General features: G+C 62.9%; 13 protein-coding genes. 5 read left to right on the top strand and 8 right to left on the bottom strand.

Going from position 1 to position 15462, the window contains the following annotated elements; all coding sequences use genetic code 11:
- Positions 1-110 precede the first annotated feature (110 nt).
- From JYP46_RS16895 to JYP46_RS16885, 3 genes are all read left to right on the top strand, one after another.
- Positions 111-1484, top strand: a complete 1374-nt coding sequence (locus JYP46_RS16895; protein WP_206548770.1) for a leucyl aminopeptidase family protein — start codon at positions 111-113, stop codon at positions 1482-1484.
- Positions 1485-1634: 150 nt separating this feature from the next.
- Positions 1635-1985, top strand: coding sequence for a MarR family winged helix-turn-helix transcriptional regulator (locus JYP46_RS16890; RefSeq protein ID WP_206544778.1), 351 nt, complete (start codon positions 1635-1637; stop codon positions 1983-1985).
- Entirely contained in the window at positions 1982-2851 is an 870-nt protein-coding gene (locus JYP46_RS16885) for a C40 family peptidase (protein WP_206548769.1), read from the top strand. The genes JYP46_RS16890 and JYP46_RS16885 overlap by 4 nt, the downstream gene beginning before the upstream one ends.
- Before the next feature lie 265 nt (positions 2852-3116).
- Here JYP46_RS16885 and JYP46_RS16880 read toward each other — a convergent pair whose 3' ends face one another.
- From JYP46_RS16880 to JYP46_RS16850, 7 genes are all read right to left on the bottom strand, one after another.
- Positions 3117-4067 carry a 2-hydroxyacid dehydrogenase gene (locus JYP46_RS16880; protein ID WP_206548768.1) on the bottom strand — a complete coding sequence of 317 codons (951 nt, stop codon included), beginning with the start codon at positions 4065-4067 and terminating at the stop codon, positions 3117-3119.
- 16 nt (positions 4068-4083) lie between these two features.
- Positions 4084-5715, bottom strand: a complete 1632-nt coding sequence (locus JYP46_RS16875; protein ID WP_206544386.1) for an ABC transporter ATP-binding protein — start codon at positions 5713-5715, stop codon at positions 4084-4086.
- The gene (locus JYP46_RS16870) at positions 5712-6863 is read right to left on the bottom strand and encodes an ABC transporter permease (RefSeq protein ID WP_113153855.1); all 1152 of its coding nucleotides are present in this window, start codon (positions 6861-6863) and stop codon (positions 5712-5714) included. Before JYP46_RS16870 ends, JYP46_RS16875 begins: the two co-directional genes overlap by 4 nt.
- Positions 6863-7975 carry a microcin C ABC transporter permease YejB gene (locus JYP46_RS16865; RefSeq protein ID WP_113153856.1) on the bottom strand — a complete coding sequence of 371 codons (1113 nt, stop codon included), beginning with the start codon at positions 7973-7975 and terminating at the stop codon, positions 6863-6865. Before JYP46_RS16865 ends, JYP46_RS16870 begins: the two co-directional genes overlap by 1 nt.
- A 54-nt stretch (positions 7976-8029) precedes the next feature.
- Positions 8030-9919, bottom strand: coding sequence for an extracellular solute-binding protein (locus JYP46_RS16860; RefSeq protein WP_206548767.1), 1890 nt, complete (start codon positions 9917-9919; stop codon positions 8030-8032).
- Positions 9916-11796, bottom strand: a complete 1881-nt coding sequence (locus tag JYP46_RS16855; RefSeq protein ID WP_206548766.1) for an extracellular solute-binding protein — start codon at positions 11794-11796, stop codon at positions 9916-9918. Before JYP46_RS16855 ends, JYP46_RS16860 begins: the two co-directional genes overlap by 4 nt.
- Before the next feature lie 156 nt (positions 11797-11952).
- Positions 11953-12669 (bottom strand): c-type cytochrome, encoded by a 717-nt coding sequence (locus JYP46_RS16850; RefSeq protein WP_206548765.1) that lies wholly within the window; start codon positions 12667-12669, stop codon positions 11953-11955.
- A gap of 197 nt (positions 12670-12866) precedes the next feature.
- Between JYP46_RS16850 and JYP46_RS16845 the strand changes: the two genes are divergently transcribed.
- Positions 12867-13613, top strand: coding sequence for a 3-deoxy-manno-octulosonate cytidylyltransferase (locus JYP46_RS16845; protein ID WP_206548764.1), 747 nt, complete (start codon positions 12867-12869; stop codon positions 13611-13613).
- 2 nt (positions 13614-13615) lie between these two features.
- On the top strand, positions 13616-14485 hold the full coding sequence (locus JYP46_RS16840; protein WP_206548763.1) for a prephenate dehydratase: 870 nt from the start codon (positions 13616-13618) through the stop codon (positions 14483-14485).
- 25 nt (positions 14486-14510) lie between these two features.
- On the opposite strand, the gene nudC is transcribed toward JYP46_RS16840, so the two are convergent.
- The gene (nudC, locus tag JYP46_RS16835) at positions 14511-15461 is read right to left on the bottom strand and encodes an NAD(+) diphosphatase (protein WP_206548762.1); all 951 of its coding nucleotides are present in this window, start codon (positions 15459-15461) and stop codon (positions 14511-14513) included.
- Position 15462 lies beyond the last annotated feature (1 nt).

Here is a 15462-nt window from a genome sequence, read left to right as displayed (position 1 = left end):
CTCCGATTGGCTTCGGCCGCCCTCCGGCCAACTCTCATCAGAGAGCAATATTCTGTTAACCCTAACGGAGCGTTAAAACGCTTCATGAAACGTAAACGTGGAGACAAGAAATGCCCGTCACGCTCCTGAGTTCGAAAGAGGCTTCATCGCTGCCGGTCTATGCGGTTGAGACGGATGGCCTCGACAGGTCCGGCGCGCCCGAAGCGGCAATCGCCTGGGCCAGATCGAACGGTTTCACAGGCGCTGCGGGCAAGGTTTTGTCGATCCCGGGTGAGAACGGCGCGCTGGCCGGCGCGTTCTTCGGCCTTGGCAAGCTTGACGCCGCAAACCCGCTTGCTGCCGGTGCGCTGGCGCGTCACCTGCCGGAAGGCGACTGGCATTTCGCGGGCAAGCCGGCCGAGCCCGAGCTCGCGGCACTTGGCCTGATGCTCGGCTCCTACACCTTCACGCGCTATGGCAAGAAGCCGCGCAACGCGCTTCGTTTCGCGCTGCCGGAAGGCGTGGATGCCGAGCGCGTCCAGCGTCTTGCCGACGGCAGCTTCCTCGCGCGCGATCTGATCAACACGCCGGCAGGCGACATGGACCCCGACGCGCTGGAAGCGGCAATGCGCACGCTGGCCGACCAGCACGGCGCGGCGATGACCGTTGTCGCCGGCGACGACCTCCTCAAGAAAAACCTGCCGATGATCCATGCGGTTGGCCGCGCTGCCGAAGCCGCGCCGCGCTTGCTCGACATGCGCTGGGGGCGGGACGATGCGCCGAAGGTCACGCTCGTTGGCAAGGGCGTGTGCTTTGATACGGGTGGTCTCGACCTCAAGCCCGCCGCCGGCATGCTGCTCATGAAGAAAGACATGGGCGGCGCGGCCAATGTTCTGGGGCTCGCCTCGATGATCATGGCGTCGAAACTCGACATCCGCCTGCGCGTGCTCATCCCGGCGGTGGAAAACGCCGTGGCGGGCAATGCCTTTCGCCCGGGTGATGTGCTGACGAGCCGCAAGGGCCTCACCATCGAAGTCGGCAACACCGATGCCGAGGGCCGGCTGGTGCTGGCCGATGCGCTGACGCTGGCCGATGAGGAAGAGCCGGAACTCCTGATCGACATGGCAACGCTGACGGGCGCCGCGCGCGTGGCGCTCGGGCCGGATGTGCCGCCGTTCTACACCGATGACGAGGCGCTGGCCGGTGCGCTGGCCGAAGCCTCTGAAGCGGTGTCTGATCCGCTCTGGCGCATGCCGCTGTGGAAGCCATACATGCCGCGTCTCGATTCCAAAATCGCAGACATGAACAATGTCTCGCTCGACGGTTTTGCGGGCTCGCCCATTGCCGGCCTGTTTTTGGGGCGCTTCGTGGAGAAGGCGAAGAGCTGGGCGCATTTCGACATTTACGGCTGGAACCCGTCCGACAAGCCCTATTCGGCCATCGGCGGCGAGGCGCAGGGCATTCGCGCCATCGAACGCGTTCTGGCGGGCCGCTACGGCAGGTAGATCAGGTTCAGCGGCGCGAGCGCATGGAGCGCTTGCCTCGGCGCGCCTTTCGCGGCAAGAATGAAACGGAACCGAAACGGTTTTGTTTCATCGCGAAAGCGCGCCGGCCCGGTGGCCGGCCCGGAAGCCGTCATGAAGGCAGGTCCTGATATGTCCGTCCAGCTGAGGCCAAGCCAGGCGCTGCGTCTGTGGCAGCAGGTCAGCCTCACCGAGGTGCAGGGCAAGGAGCCTGACCTCACCGAGCGCCAGCTTGCGATCCTGCTGACGATCTATCTGGACCCACCGCCGCACACCGTGCGGGGGCTGGCCGAAAAACTGGATGTCTCGAAACCGGTCATCACCCGCGCCCTCGATACGATGGGCGCACTGAAACTCGTTTCACGCCACCGCGACCCGAGCGACCGCCGCAATGTCCTGATCAAGCGCACCGTCGAAGGCGCGCTGTTCGTGGAGCGGTTCGGCGATGTGGTGGTGGCCAAAGCTGCGGAGCTCCCCCTATGACGACACTCGACCGCCGCCTTCACGCCCACCGGGCGGACCTTGCCGATGCCCGCCTTGAGGGCACGGTGGAAGCGGAGCGTTTCACCGCCGGCACGCCTGCGCGTGTCAGCGCGCCTGTCATCGACGTGCACAGCGCACCGCATGCCGATGCCGGCATCGACACCCAGTTCCTCTACGGAGACACGGTGCGTGTTTTCGAGCAGCGCGAAGGCTGGGCCTGGGTGCAGGCCGACCATGACGGCTATGTGGGCTATGTGGACGCCACGTCGCTTGCCACGGATGCGGCAGCGCCCACGCACCGCGTGACCGCGCAGCGCAGTTTCGTCTATCCCGAGCCGGAACTGAAAAAACCGGCTGTCGCCGCCCATAGCCTTGGCGCGGGAGTGAAAGTTGCCGGGATGGTCGAGAACCGCGGCACGCGCTATGCGGTCCTTTCCACGGGCGGGGCGATGTTCGCGGGCCATCTGCGGGCGATCGACGATCATCAGGACGATTACGTCTCGGTCGCGGAGAGCTTCCTGCACACGCCTTATCTCTGGGGCGGCACGAGCGGCTTCGGTATTGACTGTTCGGGGCTGGTGCAGACATCCATGCGCATGACCGGGCAGACGGTGCTGCGCGATACCGACATGCAGGCCGAGAGCATCGGCGTTCTGATCGAGCCCGGCGAGAATGGCCTTCGGCGCGGCGATCTCGTGTTCTGGAAAGGGCATGTCGCGATCATGCTGGATCACGAGATGATGCTGCACGCCAATGGCAACACCATGACCGTCGCGCGCGAACCGCTGCAAGACGCCATCGAGCGGATCGAGCGTCTTTATGGCCGGCCAACCCACTACCGCCGGCCGGGTGTATCGGCGGATTAGCAACTCCAGGAAAAGCCGAAGCACTCTGGCCTGATGACGGCTTCCTTCTCCCCGCGCGCGGGGAGAAGGAAGCCGTCAGGGGGATGAGGGGCTGATGCGGCGCATGAAAATCCGCCGTATTGTGGAATCGGAGACGTTGGCGCTCGCCCCTCATCCTCACCTTCTCCCCGCTTGCGGGGAGAAGTGGGCTTCGAAGTCGGCACCCGGATTTACGCAAAAGAACGAATTGAAGCGTTTCTGCTATTCAACGAAAAGCGGAAGCGCCTCAGTAACCGGCCTTTCGGTCGACGAGGTTTTCAAGCGGCTCGCCGCGTTCGAAAGCATCCATCTGACGCAGCATTGGCGGCGCGAGATGGGCCGGGTCGGATGTGGCCGCAGCATGCGGTGTTACAAAGACGCGCGGATGCTCCCAGAGAGGACTTTCTGATGCGAGGGGCTCGCTCTCGAAGACGTCGAGGCTTGCTTCCTTCAGCACACCGTCTTCCAGCGCGCGCAGAATGTCGGCTTCACGCTGGAGTTTGCCGCGACCGGCGTTGATAAGGCAGGGGCCGCCGAGCGGCCCATCCTGGCGCAGGCGTGACAGCAGCCCGTAATTCACGATGCCATCGGTCGCAGGCGTGAGCGGCAGAAGCACGACCAGAATGTCGGTGGCGTTCAGGAAAGGCGTGAGGCCATCCTCGCCATGATAGGAGGCGATGCCGTCGATCTCCTTGGGCGTGCGGCTCCAGCCATTCACCGAGAAGCCGAGCGCCAGAAGCGCCTCGGCGGCGCGCGTGCCAAGCTGGCCAAGCCCCATAATGCCGACCGAAACTTCGTTGGCGGGCGGTTGGCGCGGCTCGTGCCAGACCTTCTTCGTCTGCTGCGTGCGATAGAGCGCGCCCTGGCGGTGATGATCGAGCACCCGCCAGTTCACATATTCGCACATATACTGGGTGAGGTTTTCCGCCACCACGCGAACGATCGGCACATCCGGCACCTGATCGTCATTGAAAATGTGGTCCACGCCTGCGCCGATGGAGAAGATCACCTTCAGGTTCGGCAGTTTGGCGAGCACACCGGGCTGCTGTTTCCAGACCACCGCATAGTCGATGGACGGATCCTCCGCGCCGTCGGGTTCGAGAACGACGTCCCGCTCCTGCGAAAGAAGATCATACCAGCGCTGCGGATTGAAGCCGGTAACAGACAGTAAGACGCGACCGCGCTGCGGTGTGCTCATGGCGTGCCCCTTGGATTTATTCGCTGACCACGCCTCCGGGCGTGGCTTCGATGTTGAACGCGGCTGCGATCAGCGCGCGTGTGTAGTCGGTCTGCGGGGCATCGAAAATCTGCTCCGCCGGACCGGCCTCCACCACCTTGCCGGCGCGCATGACGATCACCTCATTGGCGAGCGCGCGCACCACTTTCAGGTCGTGACTGATAAAGAGATAGGCCAGATTATGCCGCTTCTGCAAATCGCGCAGGAGATCGACCACCTGCGCCTGAACGCTCATGTCGAGCGCGGAGGTGGGCTCGTCCAGCATCACGAAGCGCGGCTTCAGAACCATGGCGCGGGCGATGGCGATGCGCTGGCGCTGGCCGCCGGAGAATTCATGCGGATAACGGAAGCGGGATTCGGGATCGAGGTCCACTTCCTTCAAGACGTCGACGACCATCGCGTCACGCTCTTCCGCCGAAAGGCCGGGCTGGTGGATGCGCAGGCCTTCCTGAATGATTTCAGCGACAGACATGCGCGGGCTGAGCGAGCCATAGGGGTCCTGGAAGACCACCTGCAGCGCATGCCGGTGCGGGCGCATCTGGCGGAAGCTCAGCCTGTCGATTTCCTGTCCGTCGAAGCGGATTTCGCCCTTCGAGGCGATCATGCGGGCAAGCGCAAGACCGAGTGTCGTCTTGCCGGAACCGGACTCGCCCACCACGCCAAGCGTCTGGCCGGCGCGCACCGTGACGTCGACCCCGTCGACGCCCTTGATGTAATCGACCGTGCGGCGCATGAGCCCCTTTTTCACCGGGAACCAGACCTTGATGTCGTCGCCCTGCATCACCGTTTCCGCGTTCGGATCGGCCTTTGGCGGGCGGCCCTTGGGCTCGGCGGCGATGAGATGGCGCGTGTATTCGTGCTGCGGGTTGGTGAAGATCTGCTCCGTCGGCCCGCTTTCCACGATCTTGCCGTCGGTCATCACGCAGACGCGGTCGGCCACCTTTCGCACGATGCCGAGATCATGGGTGATGAACAGCATCGACATGGACTTCTTGCGCCGCAGGTCGGCCAGAAGCTCGAGGATCTGCGCCTGCACCGTCACGTCGAGCGCGGTGGTCGGTTCGTCGGCGATCAGGAGGTCGGGCTCGTTGGCGAGCGCCATGGCGATCATCACGCGCTGGCGCTGGCCGCCGGAAAGCTGATGCGGGAAGGAATCGAGCCGCTTTTCAGGATCGCGGATGCCGACCTGGGTGAGAAGCTCAAGCGTGCGGTCGCGCGCGGCCTTGTCGCCCATGCCACGATGGAGCTTCAGCGTCTCGCCGATCTGCCGCTCGATCGTGTGCAGCGGGTTGAGCGAGGTCATCGGCTCCTGAAAGATCATGGAGATCTCGTTGCCGCGCACCTTGCGCTGCGTCGCCTCGTCGGCGGCCAGAATGTCGACGCCATTGTAGAAAATCTGGCCGGAAGGGTGGCTGGCAGCCGGGTAGGGCAGGAGCCGCAGCACGGACAGCGCCGAGACCGATTTGCCCGAGCCGGATTCGCCCACCAGCGCAACGGTCTCGCCGCGCCCGATATCGAACGAGATATGGTCGACGGCAAGCGTCTCCTGCGCCCCTTGCGTGAAGGAAACGGAGAGGTCGCGGATCGAAAGAAGAGGCTGCTCGCTCATTTGAACGTCTTCCGCGGGTCGAAGGCGTCGCGCACCGCTTCGCCGATAAAGATCAGCAGCGACAGCATGATGGAGAGGCTCAGGAAGCCGGCAATGCCGAGCCACGGGGCGTTCAGATTGCGCTGGCCCTGACGCAGCAGCTCACCCAGCGAGGGGGAGCCCGGCGGCAGGCCGAAGCCGAGGAAGTCGAGCGAAGTCAAGGTTGTGATCGAACCGTTCAGGATGAAGGGCAGGAAGGTGAGCGTGGCGACCATGGCGTTCGGCAGAAGATGCCGGAAGATGATCGTGCGGTTGGAAACGCCGAGCGCGCGGGCCGCACTGACATATTCGAAATTGCGCGCGCGCAGGAACTCGGCGCGCACCACGCCGACGAAGGCCACCCAGGAAAACAGAAGCATGATGCCGAGCAGGATGAAGAATCCCGGCGGCAGCACGGCGGCGATGATCAGGATCAGGTAGAGAACCGGAATGGACGACCAGATCTCGATGAAGCGCTGGAACAGAAGGTCCGTCCAGCCGCCGAAATAACCCTGGATCGCACCGGCGCTGACGCCGATGAGCGCCGAGGCGGCGGTCAGGATGAGACCGAACAGAACCGAGATGCGGAAACCGTAGATCACCCGCGCAAGCACGTCGCGCGCCTGATCGTCGGTGCCGAGCCAGTTCCAGTTTCCGGGTGTGCAGGCGGGGTCATCCACGCCCAGCGGATACCGCTCGCAGCGCACTTCCTTCGTGTACATCCAGGAGGGTTTGGCCGGAGCCGCCTCGGGAATCTCGTTGTTCACCGTGCGATAGGAGTAGCGGATCGGCGGCCAGACCATCCAGCCATTCGCATCGATCTCCTCGGAGATGATCGGATCGCGATAGTCCGTCACGGCGAGGAAACCGCCGAACTTCTCCTCGGGATAATCGACCAGAACCGGGTAGAGCACCTCGCCCTTGTAATAGGCGAGGATCGGCTTGTCGTTGGCGAGAAATTCCGCAAACAGCGACAGCACGAAGAGGATCAGGAAGATCCACAGCGACCAGTAGCCACGCCGGTTGGCGCAGAAATTCTGCCAGCGGCGCTTGTTGATCGGCGAAAGCCAAGGCCGGGACTGCGGGCGGCGCGCTGTCGCCACCTCGCTTTGCACCTGCACGTCCGACATCACACATCCCTCCGCTCGAAGTCGATGCGCGGATCGATCAGCGTGTAGGTCACGTCGGAAATCAGGCTGATGAGAAGGCCCATGAGCGAGAAGATGTAGAGGTTGGCGAACACCACCGGGTAATCGCGGTCAATGACCGAGCGGAAACCGAGCAGGCCAAGCCCGTCCAGCGAGAAGATGCTCTCGATCAGAAGCGAGCCGGTGAAGAAGGCCGAGATGAACGCGCCCGGAAAACCGGCGATGATGATCAGCATGGCGTTGCGGAACACATGCCCGTAAAGCACCTGCCGTTCCGAAAGCCCCTTGGAGCGCGCGGTGGTCACGTATTGCTTCCGGATTTCGTCAAGGAACGAGTTCTTGGTGAGAAGCGTCGTCGTGGCGAAGGCCGACAGCACCATGGCCGTGAGTGGCAGGGCAAGGTGCCAGAAATAGTCGAGAATGCGCGCCGGCCAGGAAAGGCTTTCCCAATTGTCGGAGGTCAGGCCGCGCAGCGGGAACCAGTCGAAGAAGGAGCCACCGGCAAACAGCACCATCAGCAGGATGGCGAACAGAAAGCCGGGAATGGCGTAGGCGACAATCACCACGCCGCTGGTCCACACGTCGAAGGGCGAGCCGTCCTTCACCGCCTTGCGGATGCCGAGCGGAATGGAAATGCCGTAGGAGATCAGCGTGATCCATAGCCCCAGAGAGATGGAGACCGGCATCTTTTCAAGGATAAGGTCGATCACGGAGATGTCGCGGAAATAGCTCTCGCCGAAGTCGAAGCGGGCATAGTTCCAGATCATCAGGCCAAAGCGCTCGAGCGGCGGCTTGTCGAAGCCGAACTGCTTTTCGAGCGAGGCGATGAATTCCGGGTCGAGGCCCTGTGCGCCGCGATATTTCGAGGTCGCGCCGCTGCTTTCGACCGAACTGCCGTCAAAGCCCTGATTGCCGAAATCGCCGCCACCGCCGGAGATGCGCGCATCGGCGCCCCCGGCCTGACCGGTGATCTGCGCGATGACCTGTTCCACCGGGCCGCCCGGCGCGAACTGCACGACAATGAAGGAGATGGCCATGATGCCGAGCAGGGTCGGGATCATCAGCAACAGGCGACGGAGAATATACGCGCCCATCAGTCTGCTGCTTTCTTCGTGTTCAGGAGTGCTGGGAGTTTTGCCACGCCGTCCTTACGCCTTGCCAATCGCTTTCGCCTTTTCTTTATCGAACCACCACAGAGCCTCCGCAGGGAAGAAGTAGTCCGGCTTGTTGTCGCTGTAGCCGAACATGTCCCAGTGGGCCACACGGTGATTCGTCAGGTGCCAATTTGGAATCCAGTCGCGCCGCGCGCGCAAGACCCTGTCCAGCACCTTTAGCGTTACGGTCAGATCGTCACGGTTCTCGGCCTTGCCGGCGATCTCGATCAGTTCGTCGACCACCGGGTCGGTGATGCCGGCAAAGTTGTAGGAGCCTTCCAGACCCGCCGTTCGCGAATGGAAAAGCTGTTCCAGCCCTTCCTCGTCGGGGGTGGCGTCCATGCCGATCGCCGCGGAGATCATGTCGAAATCGAAGGCGCTCTGCCGGCTTTGATATTGCGATGCGTCGACAAGCCGCGTCGAAGCGTCAATGCCGATGGCGCGCAGATTCTCGCCGAAGCTCGCATCCTGCCGCAGAAAGATCTCGTCCCGCACCAGATATTCAAGCGTGAGACGGGTGCCTCTTTCGTTGTGGAGAACGCCATCGCGCGGCGTCCAGCCGGCCTCTGTCAAAAGCTGCCGGGCGCGCCGCAGATTGTTGCGGTCGCGGCCCGATCCGTCCGAAACGGGCTGCATCACCGCTTCGCCAAAGGCCGCCTCCGGCGCTTCGCCACGGAAGCGGGCAAGAAGCGCCTCTTCTTCCGGTGAAGGTGCGCCCTCGGCCATGAAGGGCGCTCGCTCGAAGAAGGAATGCGAACGCGTATAGGCGTCGTAGAAGAGGTTGCGGTTGGTCCATTCGAAGTCGAAACACAGGCTGATGGCCTCGCGCACCCGCACATCGCGAAACTGCTCACGCCGCTGGTTCAGCACCAGGCCATAAAGCTGCCCGCGCTTCTCGCCGGGAATCTCCGTCTTCAGAACGCGCCCTTCGCGCATGGCCGGAAAATCATAGCCCGTCGCCCAGATGCGGGAGGTGAATTCCTGTCGCCAGTTGACGTCGCCCTTCTTGAAGGCTTCGAAACCGGCATTGCGGTCGCGATAGAAATCGATGCGGACCGTGTCGAAATGGTTGAAACCCTTGAGCGGCCCCAGATCACGCGCCCAGTAGTCCTCCACCCGCTTGTATTCAACAAAACGCCCGGCGGAGAAATTCCCCACCCTGTAGGGCCCCGAGCCGAGCAGCGGCACGATGCGGGAACTGTCGAAGCCATTCTCCTCGACAAAGGCCTTTGAGAAAATGGGGAAGGTGGCGACGGTCAGGATGTTGCGGCGCGACTGCTGGCCGGAAAACCGCAGGTGCACGCTGTGCGGCCCATCCGCCCGCGCTTCGGTCAACTCGGCGAGCGGCAGCAGAAGCTGGGGGTGCCCCTTCTCCTTGAGCAGCGTGTAGGTGAACGCGACGTCCTCGGCGGTGATCGGCGAACCGTCATGAAAGCGCGCTTCCGGCCGCAGCGCAAAGGTGAAGCCATTCCGGTCTTCGGAAAGCGTCACGCTTTCGGCGAGAAAGCCGTAGATCGCGTCCGGCTCGTCATAGGCGCGCGTCATCAGCGAGGCGAAGCACATCTCCATGCGCGGCGGGGCGTCGCCCGTGCGCACGAAAGCGTTCAGCGTGTTGAAGGTCAAAACGTTCTGATTGTAGTACCAGTAGCCGGGCTGGAAATTGAACGTTCCGCCCTTCGGGGCATCCGGACTGGCGTAGTCGAAATGGCTGAAGCCGGGGGCGTATTTGAGGTCGCCAAAGGCCGACAGGCCATGAAGCGGCTTGCCGGTCTCGACGCTGGCAAATACGTCGTGCGGCAGAAGGGGGGCAGCCACCGCTGCCCCGGCAAGGGCCAGAAAAGTGCGGCGCGATGCGCCGCACTGTCGGGCCGCAGGGCGGCTCAATTCTGGCTCCGATACTTGGCGGCCAGCGCCTCTTCAAGCTTGGGATCGATCCACCAGGATTCCAGATCCACACCGGTATATTCCGGCTGTTTCTCCGGAATGCCGAACTTGTTCCAGTAGGCGATGCGAATATAGGGCGCATGCCACTGCGGCACCCAGTAGTAGTTCCACAGGAGCACGCGGTCGAGCGCGCGGCTGGCCGCAACCAGCTCCTCGCGGTCCTGCGCGTAGATGATCTTCTCGACCAGCGCATCAACGGTCGGATCCTTCACACCCGCCAGATTACGCGAACCGGGAATGTCGGCGGCCTTGGCGCCCCAGTATTCGCGCTGTTCATTGCCCGGCGAAAGCGAGTTGACGAAAATGCTCGCCACGGCGTCGAAGTCGAAATTGCGGATGCGGTTCACATATTGCGAGGGATCGATGATGCGCAGCGACACGTCGATGCCGATCTTGCGCAACGCGGCCATGTAGGGACCGGTGGTGATCTCGTCGGTGGGGCTGTTGCCGAGGAACTCGATGGTGAACTGCTGGCCGGTGCCATTGTTCGTCATCTTGCCGCCCTTGATGCTCCAGCCAGCCTCGGAGAAGAGTTTGATGGCTTCACGCAGATAGGTGCGCTCGGCCTGCGGATTGTCGTAGACCGGGAGCCTGAATTCCTCGGTGAAGAGTTCTGCCGGCAGCTTGTCCTTGAACTCTTCGAGGATTTCCAGTTCGCGCCCTTCCGGCAGGCCGGTCGCCGCCAGTTCCGAACCTTCGAAATAGCTGTCGGTGCGGGTGTAGCTGTCGAAGAACAGCGTGCGGTTCATGTCTTCGAAGTTGAAGGCGAGCGTCAGCGCCTCGCGAATGCGCCGATCCTGGAATTTCGGACGCCGGGTGTTGAGCACGAAGCCCTGCATCGGTTCCGCACCGCCCGTCGGGAATTCGCGCTTGATGACATCGCCATCCTTGAAGGCCGGGAAATTGTATTCGGTCGCCCACCGCCGGGAGCGGTTTTCTATGCGGATGTCCTGCAGCCCGCCCTTGGTGAAGGCCAGCCAGGCGGCGTTCTCGTCCTGAATATAGGTGTATCGGCGGCGATCCATATTGTAGCGCCCGACATTCACCGGCAGGTCGGCGGCCCAGTAATCTTCCACGCGTTTCCAGACGACTTCCGAGCCCGGTTTGAAGCTCTCGATCTGGTATGGCCCGCTGCCCAGCGGCTTTTCCAGGGTCGGCTGGGTGAAATTGCGCTTCTTGCCGTCGGCGTCCGTGCCTTCCCACCAGTGCTTGGGCAGAACCGGCAGGTCGCCCATGATGTGCGGCAGCTCCTTGTTGCCCTTCTGGTCGAAGCGGAACTCCACCTCGCGCTCGGAAAGGGCCACGGCCTCCACCACGCTGGAGAAATAGCGGGTGTGCTGCGGGCTGTGCTTTTTGAGCATGTTCAGCGTCCAGACCACATCTTCTGCGGTGATCGGCTCGCCGTCATGCCAGCGCGCGCGCGGATCGATGCGGTAGGTTGCGGATGAATTGTCTTCGGGATGCTTGAACGCCTCGGCGATCAGCGGATAGCTGGTGCTCGGCTCGGTCAGCGACTGCTGCATGAGCGTGTCCCAGAGCAGCCCGCCGAAATAGTTCAGTCCGGCAGCCTGCGTGCCGCGCACGATGAACGGGTTGAAACTGTCAAACGTGCCCAGCGCCACGGAATTGAGCGTGCCGCCCTTGGGGGCGTCCGGGTTCACATAGTCGTATCGCTCAAAGTCACCTGTCTGGCCTTCGGGCTCGATCAGGGACGAACTGGTGAGCCATTCGTCTTCGGCGCTTGCGGGTGTGCCGGCGAACAAGAGTGCCACGGCCATGCAGGCCGCCCTTGTTGCTGTTGCACCGATTACCCGCATGGCATTCTCCTCATAATTGTTTTTCGTTCCCAGCCGAAAGGTAGACCATCGCCCGCACATGGCAAGGGCCATGTGGTTTTCCGGAAACTATATGTTCGGACAACAAAAAAGCCGGTCGAAACCGGCTTTTTCAAGTTCCACGAAATTAAATTTTCGTTAGTTGGCGGTTGCTTCGCCTTCGGTCTCGTCGGCCGAAGCTTCTTCGCCCGTGGCCGGGTCGTCGCTGACGCCTGCGGGAAGCGAAGCATCTTCGTCTTCCACGGTCAGGTCCGTGCGCTCATCCGGCGAAAGCGGCTCTTCGAAAGAAGCCTCGTCCTCGGCCTCCGGATCGGGCAGGGCAACCGGGGTCGCAGCGTTCTCACGCAGATAGGCGATCAGGTTGGCGCGGTCCTCGATCTTCTTCAGACCGGCGAAAGCCATCGCCGTGCCGGAGACGAAACCCTTCGGGTTGGTCAGGAAGTGGTCAAGATTCTCGTAGGTCCAGGTCACGGTGCCGCCCTGAGAGAATTCTTCCATGGCCGCCGAGTAGCCAAAGCCTTCGTGGCTGGCGATCGGGCGGTCAACGATTTCCCAGAGGTTCGGGCCGACCTTGTTGGCGCCACCGTCATCAACGGTGTGACAGGCCTGGCAGCGCTTGAAGATGTTCTCGCCCTTGGCGACATCGGCAGAGGCGAGCAGCGGCGCGATGGATTCCGGTTCGGCCGGTTCTGCAGGCGCGCCCGATCCGTCGTCCTCAGCAACCTCGATCGCGTAGCCCGGTGTGGCAGGCGGCGGCGAAGCGAAGATCGCATCCGAGAGAAGGCTGACCGAGAAGACCACGAAAACGGCGGCAAGCAGCGCGCCGAGGATTTTGTTGAGTTCGAAAGAGTTCATACGCCCTGAGGCTCCCTATTCCGGACGCTCGCGGCGGCGTGAAGATCCAAACTTCCGCGCCGGTGTCCCCCGCGTTCGACCGATGCCGGTAAAATCGCGCGGAAACTAGGGCTTTTGCTCCGCGCATGCAACACATATAAGGCACTTCCCTGTGAGACTTTTTGCCACTTTATCATTTCAAAAGAGTTCGCGCCCCAATGTCCAGCCTCATCATAATCCCCGCGCGCATGGCGTCTACCCGTCTTCCGGGCAAGCCTCTGGCCGATATTGCGGGGCGTCCGATGATCGTGCACGTGGCCGAACGGGCGCGTGAAAGCGGCATTGGCCGGGTGGCGGTCGCCACCGACACGCAGGAAGTGGCCGATGCGGTGGAGAAGGCCGGTTTCGATGCGGTGATGACCCGTTCCGACCATGAATCCGGCTCTGACCGCATTTTTGAGGCGCTGGGCAAGCTCGATCCGCAGGGCGTGTGCGAACGCGTCATCAACCTGCAGGGCGATCTGCCGACCATCGCGCCGGAAGATATCCGCGCTGTTGCCGGTCCGCTGGATGATCCCGGGATCGACATCGCGACGCTTGGCGTCGAGATCACCGATGAGGCGGAAAAGACCAATCCGAATGTTGTGAAGATCGTTGGCGCGCCGCTCCCGGCAGACGCCAGCCGGCTTCGCGCACTCTATTTTACGCGCGCCACCGCGCCATGGGGCGAAGGGCCGCTCTACCATCATGTGGGCATTTATGCGTATCGTCGCGCCGCACTCGAGCGCTTCGTTTCGCTTCCGCCTTCGGTGCTGGAGCGGCGCGAACGCCTTGAGCAGTTGCGCGCACTCGAGGCCGGCATGCGCATCGATGCGCAGATCGTGGCCTCGGTGCCGCTGGGCGTGGACACGCCCGAAGACCTGGAAAAAGCCAAGACCAGACTTTTAGCAGAAACGGACATGTGAAGATGGCAGCCAAGACCAACAAGATCGCCTTCCAGGGCGAACCCGGTGCAAATTCAGACACGGCCTGCCGCAACATGTTTCCGGACATGGAGCCGCTGCCCTGTCCCACATTCGAGGACTGCTTCAACGCGGTCGAAACGGGCGCTGCCGATCTGGCGATGATCCCGATCGAGAACACGATTGCCGGCCGCGTTGCCGATATTCACCACCTCCTGCCGCGCTCCAAGCTGCACATTGTCGGCGAATATTTCCTGCCGATCCATTTTCAGCTCATGGTTCTTCCGGGCGTGAAAACGGAGGAGATCAAGACGGTCTACAGCCACATCCACGCGCTGGGGCAGTGCCGCGAGATCATCCGCCAGAAGCGCTGGAAGGGCATGGTCGCCGGCGATACGGCGGGCGCCGCGCGTCTTGTGGCCGAGATGGGCGAGCGTTCCAACGCTGCGCTCGCGCCGCTCCTGGCGGCCGATCTCTACGGTCTCGACATCGCCATGGAGAATGTCGAGGACACGGACAACAACGTCACCCGTTTCGTCGTGCTCTCCAAGGAGCAAAAATGGGCCGCGCGTTCCTCGCCTGACCAGACCATGGTCACCACGTTCGTGTTCCGTGTGCGCAACGTGCCGGCGGCGCTCTACAAGGCCATGGGTGGTTTCGCCACCAACGGCGTCAACATGACCAAGCTGGAGAGCTATCAGCTCGGCGGCAAGTTCTTCTCGACGCTGTTCTACGCAGACGTTCAGGGCCATCCGGACGACCGCAATGTGGCGCTGGCGCTGGAAGAGCTTGGCTTCTTCTCACGCGAAGTGCGCATTCTGGGCGTCTATGAAGGGCACCCGTTCCGCGCCATGCAGAGCGAAGACGAGGACTAGCAATTCCAGGAAAAGCGGAAGCGCTCTAGCTCTCCGTCGCGAGCGCCCAGTCGCGGATGAGCGTGTTGGCGATGGCGCCTTTCGGGGGCACACGGTAGCCCCCGGGATGCGCGCCTTCGAGCATCTGGCGCACTTCGGCGCGCGAAAACCAGCGGCATTCCTCCAGCTCGTTCTCGTCCATGGCGATCTCCTCGCTCATGGCTTCGCCGTAGCAGCCGATCATCAGCGAATAGGGAAACGGCCAGGGCTGGCTGGCGTGATAGGCGACCGTGCCGACTTCGATGTTTGATTCCTCGCGTGTTTCGCGGCGCACGGCGGCTTCGATGGTCTCGCCCGGCTCCACGAAGCCGGCAAGGCACGACACGACCCCCGGAGCGAAGTGGGGGCTGCGCCCCATGACGCAGCGCTCGCCGCGGACCGCCAGCATGATCACCACCGGGTCGGTGCGCGGAAAGTGGTCGCGTCCGCAGGCCGGGCAGTGCCGCTTGTAGCCGCCGTCGCGCATTTCGCTCTCGCTGCCGCAGCGCCCGCAAAAACGGTGATTGGCGTGCCACGCCAAAAGCGATGCGCCCTGCGCCATCGCGCCGAGCGCATCGGCGTCCAGCAGTCCCTGCATGTAGATCGAGCGATAGTCGATGGCCTTGAGGTGGTCGGGCAATGTCTCGGGGTCCGCCGTCGCTGGCACGGCCAGAACCGGCACGCTTTCCTGATGGCCCAGAAGCACCGCGCGCTCCAGATCGGGTGCACAGGCCGCCCGATCCGCCGGCGATAGATACGGGTCGAATGCGTCTTCCCCGGCGACCCGCAGGAAAAGCCGTCCCTCGCCAAAAAGCATCACGCGCGCCCGTTCGTCCCTGAGCGCCTTCAGCGCATCATCGTCGGTGCGCGCCTCGGATTGCCGGTCGATGCTGTTTCCGGAAAAGGCGACGCGTTGGCTGGCTTCGTCGCGCCGTTCGTCGAAAAATGGGAAGGTCATG

It is taken from the genome of Nitratireductor aquimarinus, from assembly GCF_017255295.1.
Lineage (GTDB): Bacteria > Pseudomonadota > Alphaproteobacteria > Rhizobiales > Rhizobiaceae > Nitratireductor > Nitratireductor aquimarinus.
This window is presented reverse-complemented; position numbering and strand designations above follow the sequence as displayed.